The sequence below is a fragment of the Serratia sp. 2723 genome (assembly GCF_050434425.1).
In the GTDB taxonomy this organism is placed as follows: domain Bacteria; phylum Pseudomonadota; class Gammaproteobacteria; order Enterobacterales; family Enterobacteriaceae; genus Chania.
The window spans coordinates 184,706-203,727 of the sequence record NZ_JBNDIN010000002.1 but is presented as its reverse complement, the minus strand read 5'-3'; the positions used below and the strand labels follow the sequence as shown (position 1 = coordinate 203,727).

Annotated in this window: 16 protein-coding genes; 7 read left to right on the top strand and 9 right to left on the bottom strand. The window is 55.4% G+C overall.

All coding sequences use genetic code 11. The features are described 5' to 3' along the window. The first annotated feature begins 40 nt into the window (after window positions 1–40). The gene (locus ABIE29_RS03670) at window positions 41–2,209 is read left to right on the top strand and encodes a fimbria/pilus outer membrane usher protein (protein WP_429616886.1); all 2,169 of its coding nucleotides are present in this window, start codon (window positions 41–43) and stop codon (window positions 2,207–2,209) included. On the opposite strand, the gene ruvX is transcribed toward ABIE29_RS03670, so the two are convergent. From ruvX to ABIE29_RS03640, 6 genes are all read right to left on the bottom strand, one after another. Beyond that, window positions 2,172–2,594 carry a Holliday junction resolvase RuvX gene (ruvX, locus tag ABIE29_RS03665; RefSeq protein WP_429616885.1) on the bottom strand — a complete coding sequence of 141 codons (423 nt, stop codon included), beginning with the start codon at window positions 2,592–2,594 and terminating at the stop codon, window positions 2,172–2,174. The two genes, ABIE29_RS03670 and ruvX, sit on opposite strands and share 38 nt — an antisense overlap. Continuing rightward, entirely contained in the window at window positions 2,594–3,157 is a 564-nt protein-coding gene (locus ABIE29_RS03660) for a YqgE/AlgH family protein (RefSeq protein WP_429616884.1), read from the bottom strand. The genes ruvX and ABIE29_RS03660 overlap by 1 nt, the downstream gene beginning before the upstream one ends. 65 nt (window positions 3,158–3,222) lie before the next feature. Beyond that, the gene (gene gshB / locus ABIE29_RS03655) at window positions 3,223–4,173 is read right to left on the bottom strand and encodes a glutathione synthase (RefSeq protein ID WP_429616883.1); all 951 of its coding nucleotides are present in this window, start codon (window positions 4,171–4,173) and stop codon (window positions 3,223–3,225) included. Window positions 4,174–4,205: 32 nt separating this feature from the next. Next, entirely contained in the window at window positions 4,206–4,937 is a 732-nt protein-coding gene (rsmE, locus tag ABIE29_RS03650) for a 16S rRNA (uracil(1498)-N(3))-methyltransferase (RefSeq protein WP_429616882.1), read from the bottom strand. A 68-nt stretch (window positions 4,938–5,005) separates the two neighbouring features. Next, window positions 5,006–5,704, bottom strand: coding sequence for a deoxyribonuclease I (gene endA / locus ABIE29_RS03645; protein WP_429616881.1), 699 nt, complete (start codon window positions 5,702–5,704; stop codon window positions 5,006–5,008). Window positions 5,705–5,818: 114 nt separating this feature from the next. Further along, the gene (locus ABIE29_RS03640; protein ID WP_429616880.1) at window positions 5,819–6,319 is read right to left on the bottom strand and encodes a SprT family zinc-dependent metalloprotease; all 501 of its coding nucleotides are present in this window, start codon (window positions 6,317–6,319) and stop codon (window positions 5,819–5,821) included. A 146-nt stretch (window positions 6,320–6,465) separates the two neighbouring features. Between ABIE29_RS03640 and ABIE29_RS03635 the strand changes: the two genes are divergently transcribed. The 3 genes from ABIE29_RS03635 (at window position 6,466) to ABIE29_RS03625 (ending at window position 11,567) form a co-directional block, all read left to right on the top strand. After that, window positions 6,466–8,427, top strand: a complete 1,962-nt coding sequence (locus tag ABIE29_RS03635; RefSeq protein ID WP_429616879.1) for a peptidase U32 family protein — start codon at window positions 6,466–6,468, stop codon at window positions 8,425–8,427. A 354-nt stretch (window positions 8,428–8,781) separates the two neighbouring features. Beyond that, on the top strand, window positions 8,782–10,428 hold the full coding sequence (gene fumA, locus ABIE29_RS03630) for a class I fumarate hydratase FumA (protein WP_429616878.1): 1,647 nt from the start codon (window positions 8,782–8,784) through the stop codon (window positions 10,426–10,428). A 197-nt stretch (window positions 10,429–10,625) separates the two neighbouring features. Next, window positions 10,626–11,567 (top strand): helix-turn-helix domain-containing protein, encoded by a 942-nt coding sequence (locus tag ABIE29_RS03625; RefSeq protein WP_429616877.1) that lies wholly within the window; start codon window positions 10,626–10,628, stop codon window positions 11,565–11,567. 71 nt (window positions 11,568–11,638) lie between these two features. Here the strand turns inward: ABIE29_RS03625 and ABIE29_RS03620 are convergent, their stop codons facing one another. After that, on the bottom strand, window positions 11,639–12,634 hold the full coding sequence (locus ABIE29_RS03620; protein WP_429616876.1) for an XdhC family protein: 996 nt from the start codon (window positions 12,632–12,634) through the stop codon (window positions 11,639–11,641). Then, on the bottom strand, window positions 12,634–13,215 hold the full coding sequence (locus ABIE29_RS03615; RefSeq protein ID WP_429616875.1) for a nucleotidyltransferase family protein: 582 nt from the start codon (window positions 13,213–13,215) through the stop codon (window positions 12,634–12,636). The genes ABIE29_RS03620 and ABIE29_RS03615 overlap by 1 nt, the downstream gene beginning before the upstream one ends. Window positions 13,216–13,470: 255 nt before the next feature. Here ABIE29_RS03615 and ABIE29_RS03610 point away from each other — a divergent pair, with 255 nt between their 5' ends. The 3 genes from ABIE29_RS03610 to ABIE29_RS03600 are packed head-to-tail and all read left to right on the top strand — an operon-like array spanning window position 13,471 to window position 18,061. After that, window positions 13,471–16,260, top strand: coding sequence for a xanthine dehydrogenase family protein molybdopterin-binding subunit (locus tag ABIE29_RS03610; RefSeq protein ID WP_429616874.1), 2,790 nt, complete (start codon window positions 13,471–13,473; stop codon window positions 16,258–16,260). Next, window positions 16,257–16,808 (top strand): (2Fe-2S)-binding protein, encoded by a 552-nt coding sequence (locus ABIE29_RS03605; protein ID WP_429616873.1) that lies wholly within the window; start codon window positions 16,257–16,259, stop codon window positions 16,806–16,808. The genes ABIE29_RS03610 and ABIE29_RS03605 overlap by 4 nt, the downstream gene beginning before the upstream one ends. After that, window positions 16,808–18,061: a c-type cytochrome gene (locus tag ABIE29_RS03600; RefSeq protein ID WP_429616872.1), complete on the top strand. Its 1,254-nt coding sequence runs from the start codon at window positions 16,808–16,810 to the stop codon at window positions 18,059–18,061. The genes ABIE29_RS03605 and ABIE29_RS03600 overlap by 1 nt, the downstream gene beginning before the upstream one ends. A gap of 1 nt (window position 18,062) precedes the next feature. Here the strand turns inward: ABIE29_RS03600 and ABIE29_RS03595 are convergent, their stop codons facing one another. Then, complete coding sequence (locus ABIE29_RS03595) at window positions 18,063–19,013, bottom strand: glycoside hydrolase family 43 protein (protein WP_429616871.1); 951 nt, start codon at window positions 19,011–19,013, stop codon at window positions 18,063–18,065. Window positions 19,014–19,022 lie beyond the last annotated feature (9 nt).

Below are 19,022 nucleotides of genomic sequence, written 5' to 3'. Positions count from 1 at the left end.
TTGTGTTGGGTAAATATTGTGGTTAGCACTCAGGGAACGAATGAAATCCACTTTTCAGATTGCCGTTGTATCGCTGGGCCTGTTGGTTAACGGAGTCAGGGCTGAAATAAACAGCGTTTATCTCATTATTAACGATAACTTTCAGGGCGAGGTGGCCGTTAATCTGGGGCGGGATGAGCAGCCGTGTATTAATGCCCTCTTGCTACGTGAGTGGGGGATACGTGATGCCGCGATGGTGATGGAAACGACCCCAGAGGGCTGTATTCTGCCCGACGTATTGAGTGCCAGAAAAATTGGGGTGTCCTTTGATCCGATAGCACAACTGCTGACGGTAGATATCCCGGCTGGGATGCTGGGTGACAACAAGCTGGCAAACCGCTGGGATGATGGTATCAATGCGGCATTTTTTAACTACCAGCTTAATTATGGTCATTATGCGGGTGAAAATTATCGCGCTGCGCAACGCCATGACAGCCTGTATGCTGATGTTACCGCTGGGGCCAACATCGGCCCTTGGCGACTGCGTTATCAGCCCGTCTATCAGAAAGATACCTGGGGGGAGCCGACCTGGCATACCGAAAGGGCGCTAGCCTATCGGGATCTCAAAGCCTGGCGCGCCACGCTGACCTTGGGCGACAGCGTAACGCCGTCGGCGTTGTTCGACAATGTCCGCTTTCGTGGCATCAGCCTGGTGTCAGATAGCCGGATGCTACCGGATGGCCTACGGCAATTCTCGCCCTGGGTCCGAGGTTTCGCCCGCAGCAATGCGGAAGTGAGAGTGCGGCAGAACGGCGAAGTTATCTACCAGACGTTTGTTTCCCCTGGCGCTTTTGTGTTGAAAGATGTCTATCCGCCCGCGCTCGAAGGGGATCTTACCGTCACAATACGGGAAAGCGACAGTACCGAAACTGAACGAAAAATACCCTACTCCTCCATGCCTAACCTGGTTTACGCCGGCCAGTGGCGTTACGACGCTACGGTGGGTAAGTACCAGCCCTATTATGGCATGGAAGAGGAACAGCCGAGCTTTGCGCAGGCGTCACTCAGCTACGGGCTACCGGGAAAGGTTACGCTGTACGGTGGTTTTCAGGGGGCCGATATTTATCGCAGCGCGGCGATCGGGATTGGCAAGAGCCTTAACCAGTGGGGAGCGATTTCGGCGGATTACACGTTTTCATCGGCCCGTCAGCCAAGGCGTTCAGCGCCGGATACCGGTGGTATGGTGCGTGTGCGCTACGCAAAGGCTTTCCCTGCCTGGGAGTCCTCCCTCAGCCTGATGGCGCAATATTATTCGCGGCAGCGCTATCGTACGTTTGGCGAGGCGATAGACCAGCAGAGCACCTATTGGTGGGACTGGGAAGACGGCATTTTTGTCGGTGACTTTGACGAGGAAAAGAAGTATCGCCTGGAAGCGCGCTATAACCAGTATCTGTCCGATTCAGACAGCCTATACCTGACATTGGTTCGAGAGGCCACGCGGGGTAATCAAAGAGGCGAAACCAGCATCGAGATGGGCTTCAGCACCAGCCTGAGTAAGGTAGACGTTTCGCTGTATGCGGAATATAACCGCCCCTCCTATGGCAAAGAGCAGGCGCAGTTGGGGCTCTCTGTCTCGCTGCCGTTGAACGCGCTGGGCGCACCACGTATGAAACTGAACTACGATCATACGCTGGCTAACGACCGGACCGACAGCCGGCGGATAGGCGTCAGTGGAACTTTGCTTTCCGACTATAGCCTGAGCTACAACGCCAGTACCAGTCAGAGCCAACGCTATGGCAGCAGCCAGGATGTGAGCAGCAATTATCAATATAACGCTGGCGAGTTGCGGGCCGGTTATTCTCAAGGTAAAGGGTATCGCCAGCAGAATCTGGAGCTTTCCGGTAGCCTGATGGCGCATCAGGAAGGGATCACGCTGGGGCAGCCGTTAGGAGATACTATGGCTATCGTCAGCGTACCGGGTACGCCGGGGATCGGGGTCGATAATCAGTATGGTGTAACTACCGACCGGCGGGGTTATGCGCTGATAAGCAATCTGACGCCATACCGCATAAACAGCCTTACCTTGGATAGCCTTGAGCTACCGGATACGCTTGAGTTGCCTGAATCTGAACAGGAAGTGGTGCCTACCGCTGGTGCAATCATGTTCAGCCGCTTTGCTCCGGCACGGAAAATCAGCCCGGATGCTGCTCAAACCAGCTCTCCAGAATAACCACGGCGGAGGCAGAATCGACGCTGCCTTTATCCAATGAGCGAAATCCCCCACTCTCAAACAGAGTTGCCCGTGCCTCAACGGTGCTCAGACGTTCATCATGCAGGGCAATCTGTACGCCAAAGCGGCCATGCAGCCGGTTGGCAAATTTACGCGCTCGTTCGGTCAGCGGCTGTTCGGTGCCATCCATGTTCAGCGGTAAGCCAACCACCACCAGGTCTGGCTGCCACTCTTTCAGCAGACGTTCGATCTTCTGCCAGTCAGGAATACCGTCCTGGGCTTTAAAGGCCGCCAGCGCCCGGGCGGTGCCGGTAATTTCCTGGCCGATAGCTGCGCCGATGCTTTTGGTTCCGAAATCGAAGGCGATAATGGTGCGGTTAGTCATCAGGCGTGTCCTGCGTGGCTGGCAATGTTGCGAATATCGATACCAAGGCGGTTGGCTGCCTCGCGCCAGCGGTTGGCGATCGGCGTGTGGAACAGAATGTCGATATTGGCTTCGGCGGTCAGCCAGGCATTGTCCAACAGCTCTTGTTCCAACTGGCCCTTTTCCCAGCCCGCATAGCCAAGCGCCACCAGCACATCGGCGGGTTGATCTGGCGTGCCGAGCGTTTCCAGTACGTCTTTTGAGGTGGTGATCATGGTGGCCGGTGAGATCTGAATGCTGGAGCCAAAGCCTTTGCGAGGGGTATGCAGAATAAAGCCGCGATCGTCGGCCAGCGGGCCGCCAGCGAACACTGGCTTATCCAGGCTGATCGCCGGATCGCGCGGCGAAGGATTGATGTCGAGTTTATCCAGCACCGTCTCCACGGTGAAATGTTCCACGGGTTTGTTGATCACTAATCCCATGGCACCGTCGTCATTGTGTTCGCAAACGTATATCACCGAACGTTTGAAGCGCGGATCTTGCATTGCGGGCATGGCAATCAGGAAATGGTGCTGTAAATTCATGGCGTTAATTCAATTGGGAAGTAAAATGCATACCCTCTCCCAACGAGAGAGGGCGCGTCGTCTGCCTACTTCGTGGCCAGACGTTTTTCAATGGCGTCCATCAGCATGCCGGTGACGGAAACCGGGAATGCGGCTTCAATCTCACGGGCGCAGGTTGGGCTGGTGACGTTAATCTCGGTAAGGCGATCGCCGATCACGTCCAGGCCAACAAAGATCAGCCCTTTCTCTTTGAGCGTTGGGGCAACCGCACGGGCAATTTTCCAGTCGCTTTCGCTCAGTGGGCGCGCTTCGCCACGGCCACCGGCGGCCAGATTACCACGAGTTTCGCCCTGGGCAGGGATACGCGCCAGGCAGTAAGGCACCGGTTCGCCATCTACCACCAGGATGCGTTTGTCCCCATCCTTGATGGCTGGCAGGAAGTTTTGCGCCATGCAGAAGCGGCTGCCGTGTTCGGTCAGGGTTTCGATAATTACCGACAGGTTGGGGTCGTCCTGCTTCACGCGGAAGATTGAGGCTCCGCCCATACCATCCAGCGGCTTGAGGATGATGTCGCCGTGCTGCTGGTGGAATTTGCGAATATGGGCAGCGCTGCGGCTGACCAGGGTGTCTGGCGTCAGTTCCGGGAACCAGGCGGTGAACAGCTTTTCGTTACAGTCACGCAGGCTCTGTGGCTTGTTGACCACCAGCGTGCCTTTCACTTCGGCCCGTTCCAGGATGTAGGTCGCATAGATGTATTCAGTGTCGAACGGTGGATCTTTACGCATCAGGATCACGTCCAGCTCCTGCAACGCCAGATCCTGCTCGCTGCCAAAGCTGAACCAGCTCTCTTGGTCTTCTTTCACGTTCAGCAGGCGCGTGCGGGCACGGCCATCACCGGCATGCAGATAGAGATCGTTCATCTCCATATAATGCAGTTCCCAGCCGCGGCGCTGCGCTTCGAGCAGCATGGCAAAGCTGGTGTCTTTTTTGATATTGATGGATGCGATAGGGTCCATCACGATGCCGAGCTTGATCATCTCTTCTCCTTACGAACCTGTGAGACAGGTCCTTAGCCCAGGTCGCCGAAACGGACCTGCAAAGCGGTAATTGCGGTGAGCGCGGTGGTTTCTGTACGCAAAACGCGTGGCCCCAGCAGGATATCAGTAAATCCATACTCTGTGGTCATGGCAATTTCTTCGGCGGATAATCCGCCCTCCGGCCCAATGAGCAGACGTACGCTTACTACCGGCAGCGGTAGGGTGTTGATACTTTGGCTGGCGCGTGGATGCAGGTTCAGCTTGAGGCTATCGTCCTGCTCGGCGCACCAGTGTTCCAGAGACATCGCTGGGCGGATTTCCGGAATGCGATTGCGGCCACATTGCTCGCAGGCGGCGATGGCGATTTTTTGCCACTGCTGGAGCTTTTTCTCCAGGCGTTCGCCGTCGAGTTTAACGCCGCAGCGTTCGGAAAATAGCGGAGTGATCACGTTCACTCCCAACTCAATGGATTTCTGGATGGTGAATTCCATCTTTTCGCCACGGGAGATCACCTGGCCAAGATGTAAGTTGAGCGGTGATTCGCGATCTTCCCGTTGTCCGGCGTTGATCTGAACCAGCACGTTCTTTTTATCCACCCGGGTGATTTCTGCCTCAAACACCTGGTTGCTGCCATCGAACAGTTGCAGTGCCTGCCCGGCGCTCATCCGCAGCACGCGGCCGACATGATTGGCGGCATCCTCGCTCAATGCAATTTCTGCACTGGCGCTCAAGGGCTCTGGATGGTAAATGCGGGGTTTACGCATAATGATTGTCAGATCCTGGCTCAATGAAACGGCGCTGCCGGTGAGCAGCGCGAAAACACTATAGTAGGTCAGCCTTTTTGTTGCTGACAAGCCTGTTGAATATAAGGGTTGCGATTCCCTTGTACTATGGCGATGCGTGCTTCACGTCGACATTCCCAGGCGCTGACCGGATACAGGCGGTTCCAGGCTTCAAACAGCTGGGTTTGCTGGCGTGAAAGCGGCAACTGGTAGCGATCGCGCATGTAGAAGTAGGTGCGGGCGATAGCACCTCGCGCACGGGCCGGTGGCTCGGCCTGCTTGTTTTTGAAGTCTACCTTCATTTGGCACTGCCCGTATTGTCCTTCGCCACCCCGCCACTGGCTATACATAAAGTTATTACGGTCACCGTTCACTTCACCAATGGCGGGTTGCAGGTTGTGCAGATCGATCTCTATCTGACGATAAACCGGATCCTTGTTGCAGTTTTTACGCCCACCCTGTTGCCAGCACTGCAGCTGATGACCGAACTGCCAGGCTGGAACCACATGTTCCCACTCGATACGCTCGGCACGTTGAGCATTTTTACGTACCTGATAGCCGCAGCTACCGAGGTCGGGAATGCCTTTCTTACCTTGCCAGTCGATCTTGCAGCCACAATAAAAGCTGCCTGGGGCGTCCTGGTTGATTTTGGCAGCGGCAGCCTTGGCCTGGGTAAAATTATTAATCCCCTTGGCTAGCGTGCCGCTGGAGGCCATCAATACGACCAAAAATAAAATTTTGCGATGCATATTCCAAAACAGCTCAAAATTGGAAAGGCAGGCAGGGTAGCGGAAGTCGCTGATAGGTGCAAATAGAGATAATAGATTGTTTTAACTTATAAATATTATTGTTAACGGTTTTGGTTAACCGGAAAATGTCAGCTTTTCGCCGCACTGGCGGCAGCGGTATTCGCTTTCGCCGCGCATCACCCGATTGTGGCGGCGCAGGGTCAACTGATGCTGCTGGCAATGGCAGCGGTAGGGAAAGGTTTTGCTCTGTACCGAGCGGGTCTCAAACTGGTGGGTACGGCTGGCGGGAACCTGCAATACGTTTTCCATCATCCAGCGCCATTCCCGGCCATGCGGCGGCACACGGCCAAACTGGCGGAAGACCAGCAGATGAGCCAATTCATGGGGGACCACTTCGTCGATAAACGGCTGTTGGTTTTCCATCAGCAGCACCGGGTTGAGGCGGATTTCCCAGGCTTGCAGCCAGGCGGTGCCCGCGCTGGTGCCGCGTTGCTGATACAGGATCTTGGGCTCTGGGAACTCGACGGAAAAATGCTGCCGCGCCAGCTGCAACTTGTCTCGCAGGCAGCGCATTACCGCCTGTTGCAGCGCAATGGGGATTCTTACTCTGTTCATAGTGGCGCTAGCTTAAGCAATGATGCGGCGGCTGGCAACGGGAGCAGTAAGGAAAAGTATATGGTCTACCGTTATGCAAAGCTTGTATGTACGATGTTTGTGTCTAAAATAGCGGCGATTTCACCCTTACCCTAACGGCGATAGTCATGCTTTTATCTAACCAGATTGAATTACTCAGCCCCGCCCGCGATGCTGGTATCGCCCGTGAGGCTATTTTGCACGGGGCCGATGCGGTCTATATTGGTGGCCCAGGCTTCGGCGCCCGTCATAATGCTGGCAACAGCTTGAGCGATATCGCCGGGCTGGTTGAATTTGCCCACCGTTACCGGGCCAAAGTGTTCATCGCCCTCAATACCATTTTGCATGACGACGAGCTGGAGCCGGCACGCCGTTTGATCCACCAACTGTATGACGCCGGAGTTGATGCGCTTATCGTGCAAGATATGGGGATCCTGGAGCTGGATATTCCGCCATTTGAGCTGCATGCCAGCACCCAGACCGACATCCGTAGCGTAGAGAAGGCTCGTTTCCTGTCCGATGCCGGTTTCTCCCAGTTGGTATTGGCGCGTGAGCTGAATCTCAGTCAGATAAAAGCTATCAGTGACAACGTCGACGCTGCCGTCGAATTTTTCATCCATGGCGCGTTGTGCGTGGCCTTCTCCGGCCAGTGTTACATTTCCCATGCTCAGACCGGACGCAGTGCCAACCGTGGCGATTGTTCGCAGGCGTGCCGGCTTCCCTACACCCTGAAAGATGATCAGGGGCGAGTAGTAGCGTATGAAAAGCATCTGCTGTCGATGAAAGATAACGATCAAAGCCGCAACCTGACGGCGCTGATCGACGCCGGTGTTCGCTCATTCAAGATTGAAGGGCGCTATAAGGACATGAGCTATGTGAAAAACATCACCGCGTACTATCGTCAGCATCTGGATGCCATTCTCAACGAGCGTTCCGATCTGACGCCAGCATCGTCAGGCCGCACGGAACACTTCTTTATTCCATCGCCGGATAAAACCTTCCACCGTGGCAGTACCGATTACTTCGTCAACCAACGCCAGGTGGATATTGGCGCCTTCGATTCACCCAAGTTCATCGGCCTGCCGGTAGGAGAAGTGCTAAAGGTGGGTAAAGATCATCTGGACGTAGAAGTAAAAGAATCGCTGACCAATGGCGATGGACTTAACGTGCTGATCAAGCGTGATATCGTCGGCTTCCGTGCCAATAAGACAGAGAAAATTGCCGAAGGGCGTTACCGGGTTTGGCCTAACGAAATGCCGGCAGATCTGCATAAGCTGCGTCCACAGCATCCGCTTAATCGTAACCTCGATCACAACTGGCAACAGGCGTTGCTAAAAACCTCGGCGGAACGCCGCATCGCCGTCGATATTCTGCTGACACAAAGCAACGACGGGGTGACGCTGACCCTGATCAGCGAAGAGGGCATCAGCGTCAGCCATACTCTGCAGGGCGAATTCGCCGCCGCCAACCAGCCGGAAAAAGCGCTTGTAACACTGCGTGACGGATTGAGCAAACTGGGGCAAACCCTTTATTACCCGCGTGACGTTCATCTTGAGCTGCCGGTGGTTTGCTTCATACCCAACAGTCAGGTCAATCAACTGCGCCGCGATGCGGTGGAAGCACTGGACGCCGCACGCCTGGCGCTAAACGAACGCGGTAACCGCAAACCGGTTTCCGTGCCGCCGCCGGTTTATCCGGAAACGCACCTGACGTTTCTTGCCAATGTTTATAACCAGAAGGCGCGTGAGTTTTACCAGCGTTATGGTGTCACGTTGATTGATGCCGCCTACGAGGCGCACCAAGAAAAAGGGGATGTGCCGGTGATGATCACTAAGCACTGCCTGCGCTTCGCCTTCAACCTCTGCCCTAAACAGGCCAAGGGTGTACAGGGCGTGAAGGGGCGGGCATCGCCGATGCAGTTGGTGCATCAGGGTGAGGCGTTGACGTTGAAGTTTGACTGCAAGCCGTGTGAGATGCATGTGATTGGGAAGATCAAAAATCCTATTTTGCGGATGCCGGTGCCGGGGAGTGTGGCAGGGGGGATCTCGGTAGAGGAGCTAATGGCGACGTTACCGGGGAAGAAAAAATAGCCTAGGTCATGAATGAAAACGGCTTGGTGTGGAAACGGGGCCGTAAGGAAATCGTTGCAACGCTATTTTCCCACAATGATAAGCCGATCGACTCACATCGATTGTAATCATTGTGTTAACTGCGGGATAATAATCCGTGCATGATGAGTCTGTACCCGCAGTTCTCACCGGATGAGGTCAGAAAAACATCGCCAGCGTTAAGTCCCTACGTTAATACAGGTTATTTTGCGATTTGGCGCAATAACTGACTACCTAAAAATACGTAAGGTGTGGGGAGTTTTTTTGACGCAACGCGCCCCGAGCACGTTGGGTAAGTGTGAATTTAACGCAGCTGATGTTGCAAGTGAGAGATCAATGTCGAATAAACCGTTCCATTATCAAGATCCGTTCCCGCTGAAGAAAGACGATACCGAATACTATCTGCTAAGCCGTGACCACGTTTCCGTCGGCGAATTTGCCGGCCAGGAAGTCCTCAAGGTTGACCCGCAAGCCCTGACTCTGCTCGCCCAGCACGCTTTCCACGACGCCTCGTTCATGTTGCGCCCTGCGCATCAGCAGCAGGTGGCGGATATCCTCAATGACCCCGATGCCAGTGAAAACGACAAGTACGTTGCGCTGCAATTTTTGCGTAACTCAGAAATCGCCGCCAAGGGTATTTTGCCAACCTGCCAGGATACCGGCACGGCGATCATCATGGGTAAAAAGGGTCAGCGCGTCTGGACCGGTGGCGGGGACGAAGAGGCTCTGTCACGTGGGGTGTACAACACCTTTATCGAAGACAACCTGCGCTATTCGCAAAACGCTGCGCTGGATATGTACCGGGAGGTCAATACCGGCAGCAACCTGCCTGCGCAAATCGATCTCTACAGCGTGGATGGTGACGAGTATAAATTCCTGTGTATCGCCAAGGGCGGTGGTTCGGCCAACAAAACCTATCTGTATCAGGAAACCAAGGCGCTGCTGTCGCCAGGTAAGCTGAAAGACTATCTGGTCGACAAGATGCGTACTCTGGGCACCGCGGCTTGCCCACCGTACCACGTGGCCTTTGTGATTGGCGGCACTTCGGCGGAAGCCACGTTGAAGACCGTGAAGCTGGCTTCAACCAAATACTATGATGCGCTGCCGACCGAAGGCAACGAACACGGCCAGGCGTTCCGCGATGTGGCACTGGAGCAGGAACTGCTGAAAGAAGCCCAGAATTTGGGCCTGGGTGCACAGTTTGGCGGCAAATACTTTGCCCACGACGTGCGCGTAGTGCGTCTGCCGCGCCATGGCGCTTCTTGCCCGGTGGGGATGGGGGTTTCTTGCTCCGCCGACCGTAATATCAAAGGCAAGATCAACCGTGAGGGGATCTGGCTGGAGAAACTGGAGCATAACCCCGGTAAATTTATTCCACAGGAACTGCGCCGCGCGGGTGAAGGGGAAGCGATCAAGGTGGATCTGAACCGCCCGATGGCCGATATCCTCAAGCAACTGTCACAGTATCCGGTGTCTACCCGCCTCTCCCTGAGTGGCACCATCATCGTTGGGCGCGATATTGCCCACGCCAAGCTGAAAGAGCGCCTGGATCGTGGCGAAGGTTTGCCGCAGTACGTGAAAGATCACCCGATCTATTACGCGGGCCCGGCCAAAACGCCAGAAGGCTATGCTTCTGGTTCTCTGGGGCCAACCACGGCAGGGCGCATGGACTCCTATGTCGATCTGTTGCAGTCACACGGCGGCAGCATGATCATGCTGGCCAAAGGTAACCGCAGCCAGCAGGTGACGGATGCCTGCCACAAGCACGGTGGATTCTATCTTGGCAGTATTGGTGGCCCGGCGGCGGTGTTGGCACAGCAGAGCATCAAGAGCCTGGAGTGCGTGGAATACCCTGAACTGGGTATGGAAGCGATCTGGAAAATCGAAGTGGAAGATTTCCCGGCCTTTATTCTGGTGGATGACAAAGGTAATGATTTCTTCCAGAAGATCCAGGGATCTCAATGTACGCGCTGTGTGAAGTAATCTGATTGACCGGCTCACAACGGGCGCAGCATGTTGCGCCCGTCTGGATAATGCCAGGGTCAAACATGTTCGACCCTGGCAATCAGCTGTCATGTTTGTGAGGAATTCGTCAGCCTTTGTAAAATAGTGTCGTCGCTTTGGACGCTATAAATAAATCTGTATACCATTGCCGTGGGCATTTTTGGCTAGGAAAAGTAATGGTGACGCAGGCAACGCATATCAAAGAATTACTGGTCTGGATTGAAAATAACTTACGCAATCCACTCTCTCTGGACATTGTTTGCGAGAAATCCGGCTACTCAAAATGGTATCTGCAGCGCATGTTCCGCCAACAGACCAACCTGCCACTTGCTGCTTATATTCGCGCTCGTCGCCTCTATCTGGCAGCTTTCTCATTACGCTTTACGCAGAAAAGCATTCTGGATATTTCGTTGGAATATCAGTTCGATTCCCAACAGACATTCTCACGCTGTTTCAAAAAACACTTTGCCCAAACGCCCAGCAGCTATCGCAAGGCACGGAATTGTGATTTCAGCCATCTGGTGCAATCGCTGTCGCTGAATCAACCTAGCGATATCTCGATTGATTATGTTGAGGTTAAACCGGACAGCTACTCGTTGGTCGGGCAGCATTATTCTTATCACATCGATATTGAACAGTTGGGTGAGTCCCACGCTGTAATTCGTGATGAAATAAAGGATCGTTTTTGTGATGAGTTTAATTTACATCCAGACAAACTTTATGCGCTAACCAATTTTACGCCGGATGGTGAGCGGGTGAAGGTTGACTATTTTGTTGCGGTTGATAAAGCGATTGCCAAAGGTAAATTGTTGCCGGAACTACCGGAAATCAGCGGCGGTTTTTGCCGATTTCACTATGCTGGCAAACCGGTGGCCCTTCACGAATATATTGCCAGCGTTTATACCAAACTGCTGCCGCAGTTTAATCTGGTACGCCGGGAAGGGTTCGATATCGCGCAGCATAGCTACTCGCTCGATGGTGACGAAGAGTTGCACCTGGAATACGAATACCTGATCCCTATCCTGCCAGATAAAGCCTTCGCAGAAAAAACGGGCCCTCACGCTAACCCTCTCCCACAAGGAGAGGGGACCGATCGGGTTGGGCTGAAAGTGTCGTGATTCATCATGAACCCCGACTGTTTCACCCTGGTTGTAAGATTATCTGATCGCTTCCAAAAGAGCAGGGGCTATCAGCTCCCTCTCCCTGTGGGAGAGGGTTGGGGTGAGGGGTGATTCTTCTGCTGCACGATATCAGCCATCACGGCCAAAGCGATCTCCGCCGGGGTTTTACTGCCGAGTGGCAGGCCGATCGGCGCATGGATACGGTCGAGTTCCTGCGGGCTGAATTCGGCGATCTGTTGCAGCCGCTGGCGGCGGCGATCGCTGTTCCGTTGGGAACCCATCGCGCCGATGTAAAACGCCGGGGTGTGGATCGCCTCCATCAGGGTTAAATCATCCATGCGCGGATCGTGGGTCAGTGCCACAATCGCGGTGTTGGCGTGGCAGCCACCTTCCTCAATGAATTTGGCCGGGAACTGGCGTAGCAGGGTGATATGCGGTTTGAGCTGCGTAGCGAAGTTCTCCAGCGCTTCCGGGCGGCTTTCGCATACCAACACTTCAAAGCCGAGTGCGCTGGCAAAGTCGGCGCAATACAGCGCGACGCTGGAAAGCCCGGCAATCAGCAGCCGAGGAGCGGCGGCGATGTGCAACTGGATCTCCTGTTGGTTGCGCACGACCTGGGTGGCGCTAGCAAAGCTGGTGGTTTCCAGCGCGCTACAGGCATTGGGCAAGGTCAGGTGTTTGACCAGAGCATAATGGCCAGCCAGCGCCTCGGCGATATTGCGCAAGTAGCTAATGCTGGCAGGGCCTGCGGGCAGATGCTCGATCAATACGTCCAGCACGCCACCACAGGGCAGTGCCACGCTGGGGGTTAGCCCGCCAGCACCGTAACGGATCACCTGGCTGGCGGCTTGATATTCCCCCTCTGCCAGACGGTGCAAAAAATCCTCCTCCACGCAGCCACCGGATAACGATCCACAATAGTGTCCGTCACGGGTAGCGACCATCAACGCGCCAGGAGAACGTGGTGATGAGCCATAAGTGTTCAATACGGTACACAGCCATACCGGCTGCTGTTCCAGCCAGTTCATTGCCTGGCTGACTACGGTGATATCAAGGTGTTGCATTAATTATTGGACTCGCTGGCCACTAACTGAGAGGGGAGATCGATATCTTGCACGATGCTCGGTTTATCGAGATGGAGCAGGTAGACCTGCCCGTGACTGCGTAGCAGTTCCCGCGCACCATTATCGCCACGCAACACACATAGTTGTTTGCGCATAATGGCGGTGAAGCCCACCGGGTGGCCGGGTTGTTGCTGGAAGCTGGGGCGGACGATGCTGTGTTGGCTCAGGGCTGCGGCTACCTGTACAAAGATCTGCGACGAAACAAATGGCATATCCGCCAAATGGATCAGCCAGCCGTCCCAGTCGGCCGTTGCGGCTACCCCGGCGGCAATTGACTCACCCAGCCCACCGCTGGCCAGTAAGGTGCAAGGAACCTGATGTGTGGCACAAACCTGTTGTACCGGCAGGTTTTCTGGCCGGGTGACGACCTGCACCGGCAAGCCGGAGGCCAGCGCCTGTTGCAGCGTATGTTCAAACACTGTTTTACCCTGCAATAGGGCGTTAAGTTTGTTGCCACTGCCACCGGCCTGAATAAAACGCTCACCCCGCCCTGCGGCGGTAATCACGATACCTGTCGTCATCTCTTCTGCCCGCGTTTGCGCAAATCAGCCACACTATAGAGGCATTATATGTTTCCAAGTGTTTCGTTTTATGAAAACAGAATGTTAATGCTCACATAATTTGGGTTATAAGCTTATGATTATAACGTCTTCGGCAAGGTTATTAGTGTTTGCGCAACAAAACCGATAAAAAACGACTTACCTCCAACCTTCGGGTGGCGGCGCTAATGCCTGCATCCGGATGCCAGGGGTAGATAAGAACGTAAAGGATATTTTATGAGCAATTTCAACCCGTCACGACGCCGCTTTATCAAGGGTGCCGTGATAGCGGGGGTGTCTGTTTACCTCGCGCCTCTTTACAGCCGCGCCTATGCCGCGCTGTTTGAGCAGAAGATCCTGCAATCGCCCAACTGGGATGCACGGACTCAACGTATTCGCTACCGTATTGATGGCCGCTCCAAGGTCATGGGCCAGAAAGTGTTTGCCCGCGATATTCGTGCCGTTGATATGCCGCACTGGCCGCAGCAGCAGGCTCATGCCTTTATTCTGCGCGCCACTAAAGCCGATCGTCTGTTTAGCGGTATCGATCTCTCCTTGCTGGGTGACGATCTGCAACCGGATCGGATAGTGACGGCGGCCGATCTTGAGCGAGACGGTTTGGCCTTCCCGGCGTTTTATGGTGATGACATGTTGCTGCCTACCGGGAAAACCCCAGCTTATCTCGGTCATGCGGTGGCAATTCTGATTTATCATGATTTTGCTCGTTTCCGCTTTGCCAAAGACAAGCTGAAATTCCACGACGAAGTGATCCAGTATGGCAATGAAACCGGCCCATTACAGCGCGATCCTTGGGGCAGTTTCCGCTACGTGCGCGTCGGGGGCGAAAAGCCATTCGATGACGATCGCTTCTCCAGCCTGAAAGACACGCCGATCTTCCCGCTGTCGATGCGCAGACATTTGCCGGTGTGGCCTGAAGGGCGTGAAGGCGGCAAGCTGGATCAGGAAGGCATGTATTACGCCGGGATGATAGCCGATCAGCTGCAAACCCCGCCGCAAGACTGGCTGGTGATGTCACGCCGCTATACCACGCAATCCATTGATACTTCGGCCCTGGAGCCGGACAACGCCAACGGTTGGTTTGATACCGCTAGCCAAACCCTGCATCTGGTGATCCCGACCCAGTCCCCGCAGGAGGTGGCGGACGAAATGCCACGCATGTTGGCCAAACGTCATCAGCCGGTCAAACAACTGATCCTGCACCCTTGTTACACCGTGGGCTATGGCTCGAAAGATCACTATAACTTCCCTTATTACGGCGCGGTTGCTGCGCTGTATGGCGACGGGCTGCCGGTGCGGCTGGCTAATGACCGTTTTGAGCAGTTCCAGACCTCGATCAAGCGTCATGCCTTCGATATGGATTACCGCATTGCGGTAGATAAGAAGACTGGCGTATTGCAGGCATTCCAAGGAGCAATGACCGCCGACGGTGGTGGGCGCTGTAACTTTACGCCATCGGTGGTGATGGTTGGCGCGACGGCAGCCCAGTCGATTTACTACTTCCCGAAAAGCGATCTTTCCTCGGTCGGGCTGGCCTCTCGTGCCATCGATGCGGGTTCCGCACGCGGTTACGGTACTTTGCAAAGCATGGCCGCCACCGAGATGATGATGGACGAACTGGCTCAGGAGCTGAAGCTCGATCCGATCGAGTTTCGTTTGCGCAATGTGCTCAAGTCCGGCATGAAAAACACCCAGGGGGCGATCCCGGCAGGGGCTATTCGCGCCGATGAGGTGCTGGTAAAAGCCTCACAACATGAGATGTGGCGTAAACGCGCCGAACGCAAGGTGGAGTTTGAGAGCAAGAACCCTGGCAAACGCTATGGCGTAGGTTTTGGCTGCGTGCAGAAAGACTTTGGTACCGGGGCCGAAACCTCCTTTGCTCGCGTGGAGTTCAGTGAGGACGGGCGTATCTCCCTGTATCACAGCGGGGCCGAAATGGGCACCGGCATGTCCACGTCGCAGTCGGTGCTATGTGCACAATGGCTGGGGAAACCGGCAGATGAGGCTCATTTCTCGGTGACCGATTGGTCTCTGTTGCCGATGGAGACCAGCGGCGATCCCTATCTGATGTCGCAGGATGAGCAGGACAAGCTGCAAACCAATCCAAACTGGACGCCAAGCTACTGCTCACCTTCCAGCGCCAGCAACTCCGCTTACTATTTCTCGCACAGCACACGCGAGGCGGCCAGATTGGTGTTTGAACAGGGGCTGTGGCCTGCCGCGCTGTCTATCTGGCAGTCTGGTATTGGCGGCGGCCAGGCGGCGCCGCTGGTGGTACGTAAAGAAGATGCTCGCTGGGTCGAAGGTGGCCTGACGGCGGCCGGTATGCAGATATTGCCGTTTGAGCTGTTGGCGAAGAAAGCCTATCAGATGGGCAACCTGACCGGCGCGGTAGTGCATGTATTCAACCGCTGGCAGTGGGCGGAAGCGGACTTCAAGCTGAATGATCACAGCGAGCGCCTGCCTGTCGACGGCTTGTCGGTACGCATTGGCAATGGCGAATTCAGCACTCTGGCACGTGAGCAGGTTTATTACCCGCCAACCCAACGTAATAACGCGGCGGTGACCTATTACAGCGCCGTGGGTACGCTGGTGGAAGTGGCGGTGGATATCGCTACCGGCAAGGTTGAACTGCTGAATCATCATTCGATTATGGAGTGTGGCAATCTGATCGTGCCTGAGCTGGTTTCCGGCCAGTTACAGGGCGGTCTGGCGATGGGTATCGGCCATGCCCTGCATGAATATTTGCCGTTGTACGAAGATGGGCCGGGTAACGGCACCTGGAACTTTAACCGTTACCATTTGCCGCGTGCCAGCGATGTGGCGATCTGGAAACAGACCGGTGACATCCTGCCTGCGCTGTCGGAAACCGATCCGCCGAAGGGGATGGCGGAGGTAGTCATGATCCCAGTGGTCGCCGCATTGGTTAACGCCATTGCCCATGCTACCGGTCATCGTTTCCGTGATTTGCCTGTCCGTGCCGAAAATATTCTTGAGGTCTTACCATGAGCATTAAAACCCAACCCATTACCCTGACCGTTAACGGCAAACAATATGGTCCCATCGAGGTACCGGAAGGGCTGATGATGATCGATTTTCTGCATGAATATCTCGATCTGACCGGCTCACGTCTCGGCTGCGGCCAGGGTATCTGCCACGCCTGCGTGGCGATCCTCGACCATCCAAGCGGCACCAGCGAAGAAATTCGTACCTGTATCACCGGTGCTCACTTTTTCAATGGCAAACAGGTGCGTACCATCGAAGGCCATGCGGAGGTGGATAATCAGGGCGAAGTGGTTGAGCTCTCGCCGATCCAGCAGTCGTTCCTCGATCACTACAGCTTCCAGTGCGGCTATTGCACGCCGGGTTTTGTTAATGCCGCGACCATCTTTGTCGAGAAGCTCAAGCGTGAGCCAATCTTGCGTGACCAGTTGGAAGGCGCGATTGAACAAGCGCTGGAGAACCATATCTGCCGTTGCACCGGCTATGTCCGTTATTACGAGGCGGTGCGTGACGTGGTGTTGAACACCCCTGGCCTGTTGAAGGAGACGGCGTGATGAAAAAACGTCTCGCATTGTTGATTGTGCTGATTGCGGCGATTGTCATCGCCGTGCTGTGGTGGCGGGAAAACCGCAGCTACGACGGCCCAGTCCAGCAGGTTACGGCCAGCAGTGAACAGATTGCCCGTGGGCGTTACCTGACGCAGGCTGCCGACTGCGCCGCCTGCCATACCGCCGCTGGTGGGGCACCGCTGGCGGGAGGCTATCCGCTGGATACCCCATTCGGCACCATTTATGGCAGCAACCTGACGCCTTCCGCCGATCAGGGTATTGGCCGCTGGACCAAGGATGACTTCTTCCTGGCGTTGACACAGGGGGTTGCCCCAGGTGGCCGCCATCTGTACCCGGCGATGCCTTATACCTCCTACAAAGGCATTTCGCGTGAGGATGCGGATGCGATTTATGCCTATCTGATGTCGCGCCCGGCGGTGGATGTGGCCATTCCAGCCAACGATATGCCATTCCCGTTCAACCAGCGGATGGCGCTGATCGGTTGGAATTTGCTGTTCCGCAACAATGACCCGTTACCAGCCAGCTCGCAGGGGAACTCCGCCGAATGGCAGCGTGGCCGTTATCTGTCTGACGTGCTTGGCCACTGTGGTGAATGTCATACACCAAGGGGGATGCTGGGGCAGATGGAATTGAGCAAGCCAATGCAGGGCGGCGATCTGGGGCGGTTTATCGCACCGGATATCACGCCACAGGCTTTGGCACAGCGTGGCTGGACGCCAGAGGATCTGAGCCGTTTCCTCAGCACCGGGTTAGCGCCGCAAGGCTCGGCGTTTAGCGAAATGCACATGGTGGTCGATCTCAGCACTCGTCATTTGACGCCGCAAGATCACCAGGCGTTGGTGACCTATCTGATGGGCGACAAGCCACCACAGCCGGTGGCCGCCAAAATCGGGCAGGGCAGCGATGCCGGGCGTACCACCTATCTCGATCAGTGTTCCGCCTGCCATGAGCGCGATGGTGCAGGCAAACCGCACGTGGCGGTAGCGATGCGTGATAATGCCACACTGCGCCAACCGGACGGCAAGAACCTGATCGTTTCGGTGCTGGATGGCTTACCGGCGCAGCAGTTCCCCGGCAACGAAAGTATGCAGAGCATGCCGGGCTTTGCCGATCGTCTGGACGATGCGCAAATTGCTGAGCTGGTGAATTACCTGCGTGTCACCTGGGGGGGACTGCCGGCGGATATCACCGCCGAGCAGGTGAAGGCACTGCGCAAAGCCCACGAACCCCGTCCGTAGATTAGTGATTATCTGCCGGGGGAATGCCAAACAGCGGCATTCCTTCGGCATCCCACTCCAGAGCTTTAATTCGCGTATGGCGATTCGGATCGTATAACGGATCGCCTTCAATTTCGGTGTAATTGCGGGCGTGGTAGACCAGTAGGTCATTACCCTGTTCATCCACGGTAAAACTGTTGTGCCCAGGGCCGAATTGGCGGTTGGCATAGCTGGTGTGAAACACCGGTTCGCTGGCCTTATGCCATTGTGTCGGATCGAGAAGATCGGCATCGATGTCTGCCCACAGCAGGCCGATGCAATAATTCTCGTCGGTGGCGCTGGCCGAGTAGCTGATGAAGATCCGCTTACCGTGTTTAATCACCGCCGGGCCTTCGTTCACCCAAAACCCGATGGTTTCCCAAGGCAACTCCGGCTTGCTCAGCATCACCGGGGCCCCTTTTAGCGCCCAGGGATTGGCCATTTCTGCCAGATACAGGTTGGAGTTCCCCCGGATCTGCGGGTCTTGCTGCGCCCAGAGATAATAGTGTTTCCCCCTATGTTCAAAGTGAGTGGCATCGAGCGAGAAGCTGTCGATCGGGGTTTCAATACGTCCTTTCTCTACCCATTCTCCCTCCAGCGGGTTAGCGGCGCTGCACTCCAGTGCGAACATGCGATGTTGGAACAGGCCATCGGCAATCTCCGGGCTATGGGCTGCCGCAAAGTAGACATACCACTTACCGTCGATAACGTGTAGCTCGGGTGCCCAGATCAGGTTGCTCATCGGCCCAGACGCGGGTTTACGCCAGATGACCTGCGCTGGAGTCTGTGCCAGCTCCGTCAGTTGGCGGGCGCGGCGCAGTTCCAGGCGATCGTACTCCGGCACCGAAGCGATAAAATAGTAATAGCCGTCGCTATGGCGATAGATAAAGGGATCGGCACGCTGTTCAATCAGCGGGTTGGGATAAATAGACATCTGTTCCTC